The organism is Variovorax sp. 20P10.2.4 (assembly GCF_058244205.1).
Genome location: NZ_JBZAYE010000127.1, coordinates 1 through 15,226, shown reverse-complemented (window position 1 = coordinate 15,226; position 15,226 = coordinate 1). Strand labels below are relative to the sequence as shown.

Here is a 15,226-nt window from a genome sequence, read left to right as displayed (position 1 = left end):
GGCGGCGGCACCGCGGGGGCGCTGGCCACCGAGGTGTCGTTGCCGCCGCTGGTGCGCGGGGCGTCGCGCAGGCGCTCGGTGATCAGCGCCTCCATCGGGTCGATGGCCTTCTCGGGATAGAGGTCGAGCACCAGCCGGTGCTTGTAGGCGGCGATCGGCGCGAGCGAGAACACCTGCGGCGCCACGGTCTGCTTGAGGTCGAACACGATGCGCACCACCTTCGGTGCGTTCTGTCCCACGCGCAGGCCGTTGATGTAGGGGTCGCCGGGCTTGATCTTGCCGACCAGCTCGCGCAGTTCGCTGCTGAGGTCGATGCCCTCGATGTCGACCGCGAGCCGCGGCGGGTTGCCGACCACGAGCTGCTGCGAATGCAGGCGCACGTCGGATTCGATGGTCACGCGCGTGTAGTCGGCCGCGGGCCAGACGCGCACCGCGAGGATGCTGGCGCCGCGCGCGATCTGATGGACGCCGAGCACCAGCGCGAGGCTGCCGCCCTGCAGCAGCACGCGCCGCTTGAGGCCGCCCGCCTTCATGCGGCGGCGTGGGACAGCAGGTCGCCGCCGCGAGGTGTGTTCGCCAGGAGTGTCACGCTGCGTGTGTCGTCGGTCATTGCTTCGATTTTAATAGCTAGGTCTGCAATTGGAGTGCGCCCCGCCGCGTTTTCGGGCCATTCCGCCAGCTTGAGGCCCGGGCCCGCGAAGATGTCACGGAAGCCCGCGTCCTCCCATTCGCGCGGATCGCTGAAGCGGTAGAAGTCGAAGTGGAAGATCGCGAGGCCGTCGGGCGCCTCGTGCGGCTCGACCACGGCGTAGGTCGGGCTCTTGATGCGACCCGTGATGCCGAGCGCGCGCAGCAGGTGCCGCACGAAGGTGGTCTTGCCGGCCCCGAGGTCGCCGTGCAGTTCGACGAAGGCATCGCGCAGGGCAGGGGAGGCCGCGAGCGAGCGAGCGAAGGCCTCGGTGTCGGCCTCGTCGCGCCAGCGCATTTCTACAATCGGCAAGTGATCGTCAGCAGCCATCCACTCGTTGTGCGTATTCAGGCCTTGGCCCGGGAACTCGGATTCTCCCAAATCGGAATCGCGGGCGTCGATCTGTCGAGCGCCGAGGACGGTCTGATGCAATGGCTGGCCCATGGGTTCCATGGCGAGATGGATTACATGGCCGCGCACGGCACGCGGCGCGCGCGGCCCGCCGAGCTGGTGCCCGGCACCGTGAGCGTGATCACCGCGCGCATGGACTACCTGCCGCGCGACACCGATCCCGACTGGCAGGCGATCGAGTTCGAACGCCTGCGCCGGCCCGGCGAGGCGATCGTCTCGGTGTATGCGCGCGGCCGCGACTATCACAAGGTGCTGCGCAACCGGCTCGCGAAACTGGCCGAGCGCATCGCGCAGGAGGTCGGGCCTTTCGGGCATCGCGCCTTCACCGATTCGGCGCCGGTGCTCGAAGCCGAGCTGGCCTCGCGCAGCGGGCAGGGCTGGCGCGGCAAGCACACGCTGGTGCTCGATCGCAACGCGGGCTCGATGTTCTTTCTCGGCGAGATCTACGTCGACATGGTCCTGCCCGAGAGCGAGCCGGTGAGCTCGCACTGCGGCAGCTGCAGCGCCTGCATCGACGTGTGCCCGACGCAGGCGATCGTGGCGCCGCGGCGGCTCGATGCGCGGCGGTGCATCTCCTACCTCACGATCGAGCATGGGGGGGCGATTCCGATCGAGCTGCGGGCGTTGATGGGCAACCGGATCTATGGTTGCGATGACTGCCAGCTGATCTGTCCGTGGAACAAGTTCGCGAAGAAGAGTTCGCTGGCGGACTTCGATGCGAGGGACGGGTTGACGGGGCGTACTTTGGCCGAGTTGTTTGCGTGGACCGAGGAAGAGTTCCTGCGCAGGACCGAGGGGAGTCCGATTCGGCGGATCGGCCATGAGCGGTGGCTGCGGAACATCGCGGTGGCCCTGGGGAATGCGCTGAGGGCTGGCGAGGAGGGGGCTCGCGAGGCCCTGGTGTCCCGCAAGGACGGTTCCAGTGCCTTGGTTCGTGAGCACGTGGAGTGGGCCTTGGGCGCCGTTGCTTCCGAGTAGGTTCTTTCTTTGGAGTGGCCGGCTGCGCTCGGCCTTGATGTTCGTCAGCCGGCTTCTAGCGCAACGGCGATGGCAGGCTGTCGGGCCAATTCGATGAAGGCCCGCACGTAATCGATGGCGGTGTCCGCCTCGCGTGCCCCCAGGAAGATCTGCTTGGCGATGCCGCGCGGGCCGAGCCGCACCGGCACCACGTCCATCTTCTGCGCGTATTCCTCGACCAGCCAGCGCGGCAGCGCTGCCACGCCGCGGCCGCTGGCCACCATCTGCAGCATGATGTCGGTGGTCTCGATCGCCTTGTGGCGCTTGGGCGTGACACCGGCCGGCAGCAGGAAATGGTTGTAGATGTCCAGGCGCTCGACGTCCACGGGATAGCTGATGAGCACCTCCTCGGTCAGCTGCCGAGGCTTCACGTAAGGCGCCGAAGCCAGGGCATGGCCCTTGGCCACGACCAGCACCTGCTCGTAGTCGAACACGGGCTCAAACTTCAGGCCCAGCTTGTAGAGCGGGTCGGGCGTGACCAGCAGGTCGATCTCGTAGCCGAAGAGCGCGCCGATCCCGCCGAATTGGAATTTCTGCTTCACGTCCACGTCCACATCGGGCCATGCGGCCAGGTAGGGTGACACCACCTTGAGCAGCCACTGGTAGCAGGGATGGCATTCCATGCCGATGCGCAGCGCGCCGCGCTCGCCCTGCGCGAACTGGCCCAGGCGCTCTTCGGCCAGGTCCAGTTGCGGCAGCACGCGGTTCGCCACCGCCAGCAGGTACTGGCCGGCCTGCGTCAGGCGCAGGCTTCGGCCTTCGCGCAGCCAGATGTCGGTGCCCAGCTGCTGTTCCAGCTTCTTCATGCTGTGGCTCAGGGCCGACTGGGTCAGGTTCAGCACGCCCGCGGCGGCCGTCAGCGACCCTTGCTGTTCGACTTGTCGAACGATGCTGAGGTGGAGGCGTTCAAGCATTCACATGACTCCCGCTCATGGATTGTTGAAATAAAACCATTTTACGTCATCGATTCCCTTGGCTAGCATCCAGCCAGATGAAAGAAGAAATGACACGCCCACTCCGTCTAGTCGCTGTTTCCGGCGGACTGCAACGCCCATCGAAGTCCGCCGCGCTGGCGGAGCACCTGCTGGACCTGATCGCCGACGAATTCCCTTGCGAACAGCGCCTGGTCGAACTCGGCCCACTCGCACCGCAGTTCGCCGGTGCGGTCTGGCGCTCCCAACTGCCCGAAACGGTGGAACGGGAACTGGCCGCGATCGAACGAGCCGACGTGCTGGTGGTCGCAACGCCGGTCTACCGCGGCTCTTACACGGGACTGTTCAAGCACTTCTTCGACTTCATCGATCAGGACGCCCTGATCGACAAGCCCGTGCTGTTGGCTGCCACCGGCGGCAGCGAGCGCCACGCCCTGGTGATCGACCACCAGCTGCGACCGTTGTTCAGCTTCTTTCAGGCGCGCACCTTGCCGCTGGGTGTCTACGCGACCGACAACGATTTCGTCGACCACCGCCTGCGGAGCCAGGCCCTCATCGAGCGGTCGAGGCTGGCGGTCCAGCGGGCCTTGCCATTGCTCGAATTGCTGCGCCACGCCACGTCTTCCGCCGCCGAGGAAGCGGCTCTGGCCTGAAGCCGGAATTCGTCTTCTCTCTCAAAAAAATCCGATCGCTGAATTCCAATGAACAAAGAACTCAACTTCAACCTCAAGAGCATCCGTTTCGATGAGAACTACCAGCCATCGGACAGCACGCGCATCACCACCAACTTTGCCAACCTGGCCCGGGGAACGAGCCGGCAACAGAACCTGCGCAACACCTTGAGGATGATCGACAACCGCTTCAACGACCTGGCGCACTGGGACAACCCGACGGGCGATCGCTACGCCGTCGAGCTCGAGATCATCTCCGTGGAGATGAGCCTGGATGCCGAGAGCGGCAATGCCTCGTTCCCGCTGATCGAGATACTGAAGACCTGCATCCTCGACAAGAAGACGAACAAGCGCATCGACGGCATCGCGGGGAACAATTTTTCTTCCTACGTGCGCGACTACGACTTCAGCGTGCTGCTCCCGGAATACAACGCCCATCGGGCTGAATTCGGCACGCCGGAGGATTTTGGCGACCTGCACGGAAAGCTGTTCCAGCAGTTCGCCAACTCGCGCATCTACAAGGAGCGTTTCGGCAAGCCGCCCGTCATCTGCATCAGCGCCTCGACCAGCAAGACCTATCAGCGGACCGGAAACCAGCACCCGGTACTGGGTGCCGAGTACCAACAGAACGAGCTGTCCTCGACCGACCAGTACTTCGCCAAGATGGGGATGCAGGTTCGCTTCTTCATGCCGCCCAATGGCGTTGCGCCCCTGGCTTTCTATTTCCATGGCGACCTGCTGGGCGACTACACGAGTCTCGAGCTGATCGGCACCATCAGCACGATGGAAACCTTCCAGAAGATCTATCGCCCCGAGATCTACAACGCCAATTCCTCGGCCGGAAAGATCTACAGCCCGAGCCTGAAGAACCAGGACTACTCGTTGACGCAGATCGTCTACGACCGGGAAGAACGCAGCCAGCTGGCGGTCAAGCAGGGGAAGTTCGCGGAGGAGCATTTCATCAAGCCCTACAGGAACGTTCTCGCGCAGTGGGTTGCCGACTGCGTTGTCTGACCTCATCCACATGCCATCGAGCGGCTGCGCGGCCCCACAGGCCCCGCAGTACGCTCGCCATCCCGTCTTCGCTTGAAAAAAAGGAAAATCCAGATGTTCGAAACCTCCATCGCCGGCAGCCTGCCGAAGCCAGCCTGGCTGGCTGAAACCAACAAGCTGTGGCCTCAATGGGCCGCCGAAGGCGATGCGCTGCGCCAGGCCAAGGCCGACGCGACCCTGCTGTGGATCAAGGCCCAGGAGGACGCGGGCCTGGACATCGTGTGCGACGGCGAGCAGTCTCGCCAGCACTTCGTGCACGGCTTCCTCGAGCAGGTCGAGGGCATCGACTTCGAGCACAAGGTGAAGATGGGCATCCGCGACAACCGCTACGACGCGATGGTGCCGCAGGTGGTTTCGGCCCTGCGCCTCAAGGGCCGCGTGCATGCCTTCGAGGCGCAGCTCGCGCGTGCGCACACGAAGAAGAAGCTCAAGTTCACCCTGCCAGGCCCGATGACCATCGTCGACACCGTGGCCGATCGTTTCTACGGCGACAAGGTGAAGATGGCCTTCGCTTTCGCCGAGTTGCTCAACCAGGAGGCCCTGGCGCTGCAGGCCGATGGCGTGGACATCATCCAGTTCGACGAGCCCGCCTTCAATGTCTACATGAAGGATGCCGCCGACTGGGGCGTGCAGGCGCTAGAGCGCGCGGCGCAGGGCCTGACCTGCACGACGGCGGTGCATATCTGCTACGGCTATGGCATCAAGGCCAACACGGACTGGAAGAGCACCCTGGGCGAAGAATGGCGCCAGTACGAGCTGGTGTTCCCCGCGCTGGCCAAGAGCCGAATCGATCAGGTGAGCCTGGAATGCATCCACTCCCACGTGCCGCCCGACCTGATGAGCCTGTTGGCCGGCAAGGACGTGATGGTCGGCGTGATCGATGTCGCCAGCGAAGCGATAGAGACCCCCGAGGAAGTGGCCGACACCATCGGCCGCGCCCTGCAGTTCGTCCCGAAGGAGCGCCTGTTCCCGTGCACGAACTGCGGCCTGGCCCCGATGGGCAGGGACGTCGCATGGCGCAAGCTCAAGGCCCTTGCAGAAGGCACCAAGCTGGCAAAGGAGCGTCTAGCCACGGCGTAACACCAACCAGAAGGACGCGCCACACAACGCCCCCACACAAGGACGCGCCACGGCGCGTTGACCCTCATCCCCTCTGGCTGTGCCGAGGAGCGCAGGAGAAAGCGGGATAAGGGCCGCAGCTGTTTGAGCGAAGCGAGTTCTGCGGACCCCCGCTTTCTCCGAGCACCGCAGGTTGCCCGTAGCGAAGCGGAGGGACACAGGCAGCGGGGTCGCCTTCTCTTTGGTTACTTTCTCTTGGCGAGACAAGAGAAAGTGACTCGCCCGCCGGGGCGAGACCCGGCCAACAGCCTCCGCAGGACCCACAAAAAATCGAGAAAAACAGCGGTCGAAGGATTCAACGAGGCAAAGCCAAGGCAAACGGCAAACTAACCACCCCCAACACCGTAGACATAGTCACCAGCCCCGCCACAAACGCCCCGTTGTACCCCATCCTCTGCGCCAACACATAAGCACTCGAAGCCGTAGGAACCGCAGAAAAAGCCATCAACACAGAAGCCTGCGCCGCATCCAGCCGCAACCACCGAGCCAGCCCCCAGGCCACCAGCGGCAAGATGAAGTGCCGAATGGAAAGCACCGAAGCGGCCAGCACCTTCCCCCGCCCCAACGTAGCGAACTGCATCCCCGCCCCCGCAGCCAGCAACCCGAGCGCCAACGAAGCCGCCCCGATCCGCGACAAGGTCGGCGTCAGCCAGCCAGGCACCGTGAACCCCAGCACGTTCGCCAGCAACCCCGCCACCGTCGCCACGATCAGCGGATTGCGCACCAGCTGCCGCGCGAACCCGGTCTGCGCATGCCGCGTCATCGGCCACACCGCCGCGATGTTCATCATCGGCACGCACACCCCGATCAGCACCGCGATCAGCAGCAGGCCTTCGGGTCCCGCGAGCCGCTCGGCCATCGCGAGGCAGATGAAGGAGTTGAAGCGGAACGCGACCTGCACGCTCGCCGCGTGGTCGCGCCGATCGAGGTGCGAGCCGATGCCTGGCACCCAGGGCAGGGCATAGGCCAGCGCCACGCCGCAGAGGCTCACGCCCACACCGGCCATCAGCAGGCTCGAGGTCGCACCGAAATCGAGCGGGCTGCGCACGATCGAATGGAACAGCAGCGTGGGAAAAAGAAAGTAGTAGACGAGGCTCTCGACCTGGTCCCAGACCTTGCGGTCCAGCGCGGTGTAGCGGCACAGGAGCCAGCCGATGGCGATCAGGGAGAAGTCGGGGAAAAGCAGCTGCGCGTAGTTCACCGCGCCGAGCATAAACCGCCCAAACCATGGGTATTCCACAGCCCGGGTCGCAGCGACGAGCCGCTAGCATCGCTGCTTTCGCAATTTTCGTCCCCATCGTTCAAGGAGTAATCGATGCAACGTCGTCAATGGAGTGCCTTCGTCGGTGCCGCCGCGCTGGTCGCGGTCGCGGGCCCGGCCTTCGCCCAGGGCTATCCCAACAAGCCGGTCGAACTGAGCGTTCCCTTCGCCCCGGGTGGCACGACGGACATCGTGGCGCGCGTGGTGGCCGATCCGCTGGGCAAGGTGCTGGGCCAGCCGGTGGTGGTGATCAATCGCGCCGGTGGCGGCGGCATCGTGGGCGCGGCCGAGACGGCGCGCTCGGCGCCCGACGGCTACAAGCTCGGCGTGGCCACGGTGTCGAGCACCGCGGCCAACCCGGCCATCAACCCGAAGACGCCGTACGACCCGATCAACGACTTCACGCCGATCATCAACATCGCGGCCACGCCGAACATCATCGCGGTCAACCCGAGCTTCCCGGCGAAGAACTACGCCGAGTTCGTGGCCGAACTGAAGAAGAACCCCGGCAAGTACTCGTACGCCTCGTCGGGCACGGGCGGCATCGGCCACCTGCTGATGGAGCTCTACAAGAGCCTCACCAACACCTTCGTCACGCACATCCCGTACCGCGGCGCGGGCCCGGCACTCAACGACGTGGTGGCCGGCCAGGTGCCGATCATGTTCGACAACATCCCCTCGGCCATGCCCTTCATCCAGAGCGGCCGCCTGATCCCGATCGTGGTGTCGGCGCCGCAGCGCCTGGCCGCGCTGCCGAACGTGCCGACCTTCAAGGAAGTCGGCCTCGAGCCGGTGAACCGCATGGCCTACTACGGCATCCTCGGCCCGAAGGGCCTGCCGAAGGAAGTGGTCGACAAGATCAGCGCCGGCGTGAAGAAGGCGGTGGAAGACCCGGCCGTGAAGAAGCGCATCGAGGACACCGGCTCGCTGATCGTGGCCAACACGCCCGAGCAGTTCTCGGCCCAGATCAAGGCCGAGTACGAGGTCTACAAGGACGTCGTGGCCAAGCAGAAGCTCAAGCTCGACTGATCCTGCCCGATCCCGAAGGGCCGTTCCCTGCAGAGGGGAGCGGCCTTTTTTCATGGCCATCGCCATGGTTGTCGCCCAGGCTCGGCGTGGGGCCCGCGCTTTTTGCTATCTTGCCCACCCATGACCGAGGCCGCCGCCGCACCCACCCCCGACATCGACGAATTCATCGACGCCCTCTGGCTCGAGGACGGCCTGTCGAAGAACACGCTCGCCGCCTACCGGCGCGACCTCGCGCTGTTCGCGCACTGGCTCGACCAGCAGCGCGGCGGCATGAAGCTCGGCGCCGCGCAGGAAGCCGACCTGCAGGCCTACATGGGCGTGCGGCTGTCGGCCAAGGGCAAGGCCACCTCGGCCAACCGGCGGCTCACGGTGTTCAAGCGCTACTACCGCTGGGCGCTGCGCGAGCGCCGCATCGTGGCCGACCCGAGCCTGCGGCTGATGCCCGCGCGCCAGATGCCGCGCGCGATCAAGCTGCTGTCGGAGAAGCAGGTCGACGACCTGCTCGGCGCGCCCGACGTCGACACGCCGCTGGGCCTGCGCGACCGCGCGATGCTCGAGCTGATGTATGCGAGCGGGCTGCGCGTGAGCGAGCTGGTGTCGCTCAAGGTGATCGACATCAGCCTCAACGACGGCGTGCTGCGCGTGCTCGGCAAGGGCAGCAAGGAGCGCCTCGTGCCCTTCGGTGGCGAGGCGCGGCGCTGGATCGAGCGCTACATCGAGGAGTCGCGCCCCGTGATCCTCGACGGCCAGCAGACGCCCGACCTGTTCGTGACCGCGCGCGGCGCGGGCATGACGCGCGTCATGTTCTGGGTCATCGTAAAGAAGCAGGCGGCCGCGGCCGGCATCCACGTGCCGCTGTCGCCGCACACGCTGCGCCATGCCTTCGCGACCCACCTGCTGAACCACGGCGCCGACCTGCGCGCGGTGCAGATGCTGCTGGGCCATGCCGACATCTCGACCACCACCATCTACACCCACGTGGCGCGCGAGCGGCTCAAGCAGTTGCACGCGCAGCACCACCCGCGCGGCTGAGTCCGCCGGTCAGTGGCTCCTGCGGCGCCGGCCCTCGGGCGCGGCCGAGAGCGCGGGCGAGAGGGTGTCGAAGAAGGCGCTGACCATCCGCATGTCGCGCCGCTCGGCCAGGCACAGCGCATGGGCCGAGGTGAAGATCTCGGTGTCGCTGATCGCCACGCGGTGCAGGTCGGGCGCCGGCACGTACTCGACCTCCGACACCGCGGCGATGCCCAGGCCCTGCAGCACGGCTTCGCGGATCACCTCGCGGCTGCCGATCTCCATCACCACGTCGGTCCGGATGCGCGCCTTGTCGAGCGCGAGCTCGAGCGCCTTGCGCGTGGTCGAGCCCTGCTCGCGCATGATCAGCCGCTCGCCCTCGAGCTCGGCCAGCCGGATCGCGCGGCGGCGCGCGAAGCGGTGCGAGGAGGGCACGAAGACCACCACCGGCTGCTTCATGAAAGGCACAGCGAGAAAGCGCTCGTCGCGCACCATCTGTGCGAGCACGCCCACGTCGGCGCTGTAGTCGAGCAGCTGGTTCAGCACGTCCTGCGAGTTGCCGGTGCTCACCGTCACCTTGATGCCGGGATAGCGCTGGTTGAAGTCGACCAGCATCTTCGTCACGTGATAGGGCCCGACGGCCGCCACGCGCAAGTGGCCGGTGCGCAGCTCGCCCGCGTCGCCCAGCAGGTTCACGGCGTCGGCCTCGAGGCTGAAGATCTGCTGCGCGAGCTGCATCAGCTGCTCGCCCATCACCGTGAGCTGCACGCGCCGGCCGCGGCGATGGAACAGCTCGACCTTGTAGGCCTCTTCGAGAAAGCGCACCTGCGTCGTGATGGTGGGCTGGCTCACGTGCAGGCTCTCGGCGGCGCGCGTGAAGCTGCCTTCGCGGGCCACCGCGAAGAAGGAACGAAGCTGGGTCAGGCGCATGCGGCGGCTCCGGAAAAAGCGGAATTCTCGATGAATCCGACTATAGGTTCATTGAATACATCGACGAAAAAATTTGAATTGGATCGATGTATGGGCCGGTGATGTACTCGCCGCCAGGCGCTCCAGGTCGGCACCCAAAAGACGACCGGAACGCCACGAATCCCCGGGCCGCCACGACGGCGGCGCGGGGGACCGGAACCGCAGAAGACTGGAGACACAGATGATGAAACGCAGAAGCTTGCTGTTCGGAGCTGCCGCCGGCGTGGGCGTGGCCTTCCTTCCACCGGCGCGGGCGCAGCAGGCGCTCACGGTCGGGCTGATTCCTTCCGAGGATTCGCGCGCGATGATCGCCAACAGCCAGCGCATGATGGACATGCTGGCCCAGGGCCTCGGCATGCCGGTCAAGCCCTTCGTGGCGGCCGACTACAACGGCGTGATCGAGGCGCTGCGCTCGAAGCGGCTCGACGTGGCCTACCTCGGTCCGTTCTCGTACGTGCTGGGCACCACGGTGGCCGACATCGAGGCCTTCGCGGTCGCCGAGACCAAGAAGGCCGGCCGCACCTTCTATTACAGCCAGGTGGTGGCCCACAAGGACAGCGGCATCAAGAGCGTGAAGGACTTGAAGGGCCGCACCTTCGCCTTCGTCGATCCCAGCTCCACCTCGGGCCACCTGTTCCCCAAGGCGGGGCTGATGAAGGCCGGCTTCGATCCCGACAAGGACTTCGGCCGCGTGATCTTCTCGGGCTCGCACGACTCGAGCGCGATCGCGGTGCAGAACCGCAAGGTCGACGCCGCCGCCATCGCCGACCGCATCCTCGATGCCGCGGTGGCGAAGGGGCTGGTCAAGCGCGAGGACCTGGTCGAAGTCTGGCGCTCGGAGCCGATACCCGAGTCGCCCACGGTCTGGCGCAAGGATCTCGGCGCCGATCTCAAGCAGCGCGTGCAGGCGGCCTTCCTGCAGGTGAAGGACATCCCCTGGTCCGACCAGGGACTGCTCAACGGCTTCCACCCCACCAACGACGCGGCCTACAACGTGATCCGCGACACGGCCAAGATCCTGAAGCTCGACCTGGGGAAGATGAAATGATCGAGATCCGCGGCCTTTGCAAGCGCTACGGCGACTTCACCGCGCTCCACCAGGTCGACCTCGCGGTCGGCAAGGGCGAGTTCGTCGTCATCCTCGGTGCCTCGGGCGCCGGCAAGTCGACCCTGCTTCGCTGCATCAACCAGCTCGCCGAGCCCACGCAGGGCGAGGTGCGGGTGGACGGCGCGCCCGTGCGGCGCGATCGCGCGGGGCTGCGCCGCGTGCGCCGCGACGTGGCGATGATCTTCCAGCACTACAACGTGGTGCCGCGCCTGTCGGTGCTGAAGAACGTGCTGACCGGGCGCCTGGGCTCGATGCCGGCGCTGGCCTCGTGGTTCCAGGTCTTTCCGGCGCGCGACATCGCGATCGCGCGCGAATGCCTGCGCCGCGTCGAGCTCGACCACAAGGCCGACCTGCGCACCGACACGCTCTCGGGCGGCCAGAAGCAGCGCGTGGGCATCGCGCGGGCGCTGGCGCAACGGCCCAAGGTGATCCTGGCCGACGAGCCCGTGGCCAGCCTCGATCCGAAGACCTCGCGCAAGGTGCTCAATTACCTGCGGCAGGCCAGCCGCGAGGACGGCATCACCGTGATCTGCAACCTGCACCAGGTCGACTACGCGCGCGAGTTCGCGCAGCGCGTGATCGGCGTGGCGGGCGGTCGCGTGGTGTTCGAGGGCCGGCCCGACGAGCTCACGGACGAGGTGCTGCAGCGCATCTATCCGGGCGGCCTCGAGCCCGACCCCGGGGAACCGAAGGAAGACGCGGCCGTGGCCGCGGTGCACGCGCCGGCGCTGCCGCCGGTCCAGCAACTCGCCCTGGAGCAGCCATGATCGCGATCGGACGCTACAACCTGTTGATCGCCCGCAGCGGCGGCAACCCCGGCTGGTGGAAGTACCTGGTCGCCGCGGCGGCCGGGCTCGGCGTGCTCTGGTGGGCCGCGATCGGCGCGCAGGTGAGCTTCGGCGAACTCGCCAAGGGCATGCCCTGGATCGCCGACTTCCTCGGCCGCATGCTGCCGCCCAACTGGGAGTTCATGGGCAAGCTGGTGAAACCCGCCATCGAGACGGTGCAGATCGCGCTCTGGGGCACGCTGCTGGCGGTGGTGCTCGCGGTGCCGCTGTGCTTCTTCGCGGCGCGCAACATCTCGCCGAACCCGGCGGTGTTCCATGCGATGCGGCAGGTGCTCAACATCACGCGCGGCATCAACGAGATCATCCTCGCGCTGATCTTCGTGGCGGCCGTCGGGCTCGGGCCCTTTCCCGGCGTGCTGGCGCTGGCGCTGCATGGCGCGGGCATGCTCGGCAAGTTCTTCGCCGAGTCGATCGAGGAGATCGACCAGGGGCCGATCGAGGCACTGCGCTCCACGGGCGCGGGCCCGATCCAGACCATCGTCTTCGGCGTGATCCCGCAGGTCGTGACGGCATGGATCGGCGTCATCGTCTACCGCTTCGAGACCAACCTGCGCCAGGCCACCGTGCTGGGCATGGTGGGCGCGGGCGGCATCGGCTTCGAGCTGGTGGGCAGCATGAAGCTGTTCCAGTACCAGGACACGGCGACCTGCATCCTGGTCATCGTGGTCATGGTGATGACCGCCGACTACCTCTCGACCCGGCTGCGCGCCTGGATCCAGCAGGGCAGCCGTTCCTGAGGCCGCGCGCCGACGACCGACCCCGACCATGACCTTCCACTACTTCAACCCCGTGCAGAGCACGTACGGGGCCGGGGCCCTGTCGTCCCTGCCGAAGCTGCTCGCGGGCCGCCGCGCCGCGCTGGTGACCTTCCAGGAGGCCCGCGCGATCGGGCTGCTGGGCCGGCTCGAGGCGGTGCTCGGCGATGCGCTGGCCTGCGTGATCGACAACGTGCGGCCCAACCCCGACGTGGCCGAGCTGGCCGCGACCTACGCGCAGTTCTGGCGCGCGCATCCGCAGGTGGAGGCGATCGTGGCGGTCGGCGGCGGCAGCGCCATCGACACCGCGAAGGCGCTGATGGTGGCGGGCGAGGGCGCGCGCTTCGACGACCTGGTGGCCGGCCTGGCCGGCGAGCGGCCCTTCGTGCCGGTGCACGCCAAGATGCTGATCGCCGTGCCGACCACCGCGGGCACCGGCAGCGAGGTCACGCCCTGGGCCACGATCTGGGACCGCGGCCGGCAGCGCAAGTATTCGCTGCACCTGGCGCAGACCTGGCCGCGCCATGCGCTGATCGATCCCGAGCTGATGCTGTCGCTGCCCGCGGCGGTCACCTTGCAGAGCGGGCTCGATGCCCTCTCGCATGCGCTCGAGTCGATCTGGAACGTGAATGCCAACCCGGTGTCGGACACCTTCGCGGTGGCCGCGGTGCGCGACACGCTCGAGGTGCTGCCGCAGCTGATGGGGCGGCTCGACGACGTGGCGCTGCGCGGGCGCATGGCGCTGGCCGCGCTGAAGGCGGGCATGGCCTTCTCCAACACCAAGACCGCGCTGGCGCACTCGATCTCCTACGAGATGACGTTGCGCTACGGCCTGCCGCACGGCATCGCCTGCTCGTTCCCGCTGCCGCTGGTGCTCGAGCGCGCGATCGGCCGGCGCGCCGACCGCGACGCGGTGCTGGCGCAGGCGCTGGGCCTGCCGCTCGCGGAGGCGCCGCGCCGGCTCGCGGCCTTCATCGAATCGCTGGGCGTGAAGACCCGCTTCGCCGACTACGGCGTGGGCGAGGACGAGGCGCGGCGGATGCTGCTGCAGGCGCTGAGCGGCGCGCGCGGGCGCAACTTCATCGGCGGCGCGATCGCGCAGGACACCGCCTGAGCGGGCGGGGCGCGGCGAATCCCGGGTCGCTCGCGGCTTGCCGCAGAATCAGCGGCTTTCGAACACGAGAGACATCGACATGAGGATCCACCGCGTCTTCCTCGCCGGCCTCGCGCTGGCCGCGACCGCCGCCGCCACCGGCCCCGCCCTGGCCCAGGGCTATCCGTCCGCCAAGCCCATCCGCCTGATCGTGGGCTATCCGCCCGGCGGCGGCATCGACTTCGCGGCGCGCACGGTGCAGGTGCCGCTGCAGGACGCGCTCAAGCAGCAGCTGGTGGTCGACTACAAGCCCGGCGCGAGCGGCATGATCGCGGCCACCGAGCTCACGCGCCAGCCGGCCGACGGCTACACGCTGCTGCTGGCCAACACCGGGCCGTTCGCGATCGCGCCGTACCTGCAGAGCAAGCCGCCCTACGACCCCATCAAGCAGTTCACCTACATCGGCCAGATCAGCCAGGGCAGCTACATCGCGGTGACGCGGCCCGACCATCCGGCCAAGGACCTCAAGGCCTTCGTGGCCTGGGCCAAGGGCCAGCCCGGCAAGGTCAACTTCGCCTCGGGCGGCAACGGCACCTCGACGCACCTCAACGGCGAGCTGATGAACCAGGTCACGGGTCTGGACATGACGCACGTGCCCTACAAGGGCAGCGCGCCCGCGGTGCAGGACCTGATCGGCGGGCAGACGCAGATCCTGATCGACGCGGGCAGCGTGCTGCTGCCGCAGGTGAAGGGCGGCAAGCTCAAGGCGCTGGCCGTGACCGGGCCGCAGCGCGATCCGCAACTGCCCGACGTGCCGACCGTGAAGGAGCTGGGCCTCGCCGGCATGGAGTCGGTGGGCTTCCAGGGCCTGGTGGGACCGGCGGGCATGCCCAAGGAGGTGGTGGACCGCCTGTCGGGCGAACTCGCGAAGGCGCTCGCGCAGCCGGCGATCCGCGCCAAGTTCGCCGGCGCGGGCGCGGAGGTGCATTCGCTCGGCCCGGTGGAGTTCGCGGCCTTCGTGAAGGCCGACAACGAGAAATGGTCGAAGCTGATCCGCGAGCGCAAGCTGCAGCTCGATTGATGGAGGCAGACTCGAGCGCCATGACGAATCCGATGCATTCCTTCTTTTTCCCGACGCGCCGCACCGCGGTGTTCGCCTCGCTGGCCGCGGCCGGCGCCTTCCTCTGCGGCACCGCTGCGGCCCAGACGCCCGCCGTGCCCAAGACCCTGCGGCTGATCGTGGCCTATCCGGCCGGCGGCG

At 67.2% G+C, this 15,226-nt stretch carries 16 protein-coding genes; 11 read left to right on the top strand and 5 right to left on the bottom strand.

The window, feature by feature from the left end; all coding sequences use genetic code 11:
* On the bottom strand, positions 1 to 533 hold a 533-nt coding region (locus AC27VN_RS14810; RefSeq protein ID WP_490877002.1), incomplete at its 3' end, for an AMIN domain-containing protein.
* Positions 530 to 1,018 (bottom strand): tRNA (adenosine(37)-N6)-threonylcarbamoyltransferase complex ATPase subunit type 1 TsaE, encoded by a 489-nt coding sequence (gene tsaE, locus AC27VN_RS14805; RefSeq protein WP_057597919.1) that lies wholly within the window; start codon positions 1,016 to 1,018, stop codon positions 530 to 532. The genes tsaE and AC27VN_RS14810, both read right to left, overlap by 4 nt.
* Here tsaE and queG point away from each other — a divergent pair.
* Positions 1,004 to 2,077: a tRNA epoxyqueuosine(34) reductase QueG gene (gene queG, locus AC27VN_RS14800; RefSeq protein WP_490877004.1), complete on the top strand. Its 1,074-nt coding sequence runs from the start codon at positions 1,004 to 1,006 to the stop codon at positions 2,075 to 2,077. The genes tsaE and queG overlap by 15 nt on opposite strands.
* A 44-nt stretch (positions 2,078 to 2,121) precedes the next feature.
* On the opposite strand, the gene AC27VN_RS14795 is transcribed toward queG, so the two are convergent.
* On the bottom strand, positions 2,122 to 3,030 hold the full coding sequence (locus AC27VN_RS14795) for a LysR family transcriptional regulator (protein WP_490877001.1): 909 nt from the start codon (positions 3,028 to 3,030) through the stop codon (positions 2,122 to 2,124).
* Positions 3,031 to 3,119: 89 nt separating this feature from the next.
* On the opposite strand from AC27VN_RS14795, the gene msuE reads away from it, so the two are divergent.
* From msuE to AC27VN_RS14780, 3 genes are all read left to right on the top strand, one after another.
* Positions 3,120 to 3,701 carry an FMN reductase gene (msuE, locus tag AC27VN_RS14790; RefSeq protein WP_490877003.1) on the top strand — a complete coding sequence of 194 codons (582 nt, stop codon included), beginning with the start codon at positions 3,120 to 3,122 and terminating at the stop codon, positions 3,699 to 3,701.
* Between the two features lie 48 nt (positions 3,702 to 3,749).
* On the top strand, positions 3,750 to 4,733 hold the full coding sequence (locus AC27VN_RS14785; RefSeq protein ID WP_490877000.1) for a DUF1852 domain-containing protein: 984 nt from the start codon (positions 3,750 to 3,752) through the stop codon (positions 4,731 to 4,733).
* Positions 4,734 to 4,826: 93 nt separating this feature from the next.
* Positions 4,827 to 5,852: a methionine synthase gene (locus AC27VN_RS14780; protein ID WP_490876999.1), complete on the top strand. Its 1,026-nt coding sequence runs from the start codon at positions 4,827 to 4,829 to the stop codon at positions 5,850 to 5,852.
* Positions 5,853 to 6,186: 334 nt separating this feature from the next.
* Here the strand turns inward: AC27VN_RS14780 and AC27VN_RS14775 are convergent, their stop codons facing one another.
* Entirely contained in the window at positions 6,187 to 7,104 is a 918-nt protein-coding gene (locus AC27VN_RS14775) for an AEC family transporter (protein ID WP_093354593.1), read from the bottom strand.
* Positions 7,105 to 7,206: 102 nt separating this feature from the next.
* Between AC27VN_RS14775 and AC27VN_RS14770 the strand changes: the two genes are divergently transcribed.
* Positions 7,207 to 8,181 (top strand): tripartite tricarboxylate transporter substrate binding protein BugE, encoded by a 975-nt coding sequence (locus AC27VN_RS14770; protein WP_093354595.1) that lies wholly within the window; start codon positions 7,207 to 7,209, stop codon positions 8,179 to 8,181.
* A gap of 120 nt (positions 8,182 to 8,301) precedes the next feature.
* Positions 8,302 to 9,213, top strand: a complete 912-nt coding sequence (xerD, locus tag AC27VN_RS14765) for a site-specific tyrosine recombinase XerD (RefSeq protein ID WP_057595917.1) — start codon at positions 8,302 to 8,304, stop codon at positions 9,211 to 9,213.
* Positions 9,214 to 9,222: 9 nt separating this feature from the next.
* On the opposite strand, the gene AC27VN_RS14760 is transcribed toward xerD, so the two are convergent.
* The gene (locus AC27VN_RS14760) at positions 9,223 to 10,122 is read right to left on the bottom strand and encodes a LysR substrate-binding domain-containing protein (RefSeq protein WP_093354598.1); all 900 of its coding nucleotides are present in this window, start codon (positions 10,120 to 10,122) and stop codon (positions 9,223 to 9,225) included.
* A gap of 223 nt (positions 10,123 to 10,345) precedes the next feature.
* Between AC27VN_RS14760 and phnD the strand changes: the two genes are divergently transcribed.
* From phnD to AC27VN_RS14735, 5 genes are all read left to right on the top strand, one after another.
* Positions 10,346 to 11,209, top strand: a complete 864-nt coding sequence (gene phnD, locus AC27VN_RS14755) for a phosphonate ABC transporter substrate-binding protein (protein ID WP_490876998.1) — start codon at positions 10,346 to 10,348, stop codon at positions 11,207 to 11,209.
* Entirely contained in the window at positions 11,206 to 12,036 is an 831-nt protein-coding gene (gene phnC / locus AC27VN_RS14750; protein WP_490876997.1) for a phosphonate ABC transporter ATP-binding protein, read from the top strand. The genes phnD and phnC overlap by 4 nt, the downstream gene beginning before the upstream one ends.
* A complete protein-coding gene (phnE, locus tag AC27VN_RS14745; protein ID WP_143129334.1) occupies positions 12,033 to 12,854 on the top strand; it encodes a phosphonate ABC transporter, permease protein PhnE in 822 nt (273 codons plus the stop codon). The genes phnC and phnE overlap by 4 nt, the downstream gene beginning before the upstream one ends.
* Positions 12,855 to 12,882: 28 nt before the next feature.
* Positions 12,883 to 13,986 carry an iron-containing alcohol dehydrogenase PsrA gene (gene psrA / locus AC27VN_RS14740; RefSeq protein WP_490876996.1) on the top strand — a complete coding sequence of 368 codons (1,104 nt, stop codon included), beginning with the start codon at positions 12,883 to 12,885 and terminating at the stop codon, positions 13,984 to 13,986.
* Between the two features lie 79 nt (positions 13,987 to 14,065).
* Positions 14,066 to 15,046, top strand: a complete 981-nt coding sequence (locus tag AC27VN_RS14735; RefSeq protein ID WP_490876995.1) for a Bug family tripartite tricarboxylate transporter substrate binding protein — start codon at positions 14,066 to 14,068, stop codon at positions 15,044 to 15,046.
* The last annotated feature ends 180 nt before the right edge of the window (positions 15,047 to 15,226 follow it).

Bases quoted from the DNA above. Each gene is read 5' to 3' on its own strand.
- tsaE (WP_057597919.1), bottom strand. From the start codon at position 1,018: ATGGCTGCTGACGATCACTTGCCGATTGTAGAAATGCGCTGGCGCGAC.
- AC27VN_RS14795 (WP_490877001.1), bottom strand. From the start codon at position 3,030: ATGCTTGAACGCCTCCACCTCAGCATCGTTCGACAAGTCGAACAGCAA.
- msuE (WP_490877003.1), top strand. From the start codon at position 3,120: ATGACACGCCCACTCCGTCTAGTCGCTGTTTCCGGCGGACTGCAACGC.
- AC27VN_RS14785 (WP_490877000.1), top strand. From the start codon at position 3,750: ATGAACAAAGAACTCAACTTCAACCTCAAGAGCATCCGTTTCGATGAG.
- AC27VN_RS14780 (WP_490876999.1), top strand. From the start codon at position 4,827: ATGTTCGAAACCTCCATCGCCGGCAGCCTGCCGAAGCCAGCCTGGCTG.
- AC27VN_RS14775 (WP_093354593.1), bottom strand. From the start codon at position 7,104: ATGCTCGGCGCGGTGAACTACGCGCAGCTGCTTTTCCCCGACTTCTCC.
- AC27VN_RS14770 (WP_093354595.1), top strand. From the start codon at position 7,207: ATGCAACGTCGTCAATGGAGTGCCTTCGTCGGTGCCGCCGCGCTGGTC.
- xerD (WP_057595917.1), top strand. From the start codon at position 8,302: ATGACCGAGGCCGCCGCCGCACCCACCCCCGACATCGACGAATTCATC.
- AC27VN_RS14760 (WP_093354598.1), bottom strand. From the start codon at position 10,122: ATGCGCCTGACCCAGCTTCGTTCCTTCTTCGCGGTGGCCCGCGAAGGC.
- phnD (WP_490876998.1), top strand. From the start codon at position 10,346: ATGAAACGCAGAAGCTTGCTGTTCGGAGCTGCCGCCGGCGTGGGCGTG.
- phnC (WP_490876997.1), top strand. From the start codon at position 11,206: ATGATCGAGATCCGCGGCCTTTGCAAGCGCTACGGCGACTTCACCGCG.
- phnE (WP_143129334.1), top strand. From the start codon at position 12,033: ATGATCGCGATCGGACGCTACAACCTGTTGATCGCCCGCAGCGGCGGC.
- psrA (WP_490876996.1), top strand. From the start codon at position 12,883: ATGACCTTCCACTACTTCAACCCCGTGCAGAGCACGTACGGGGCCGGG.
- AC27VN_RS14735 (WP_490876995.1), top strand. From the start codon at position 14,066: ATGAGGATCCACCGCGTCTTCCTCGCCGGCCTCGCGCTGGCCGCGACC.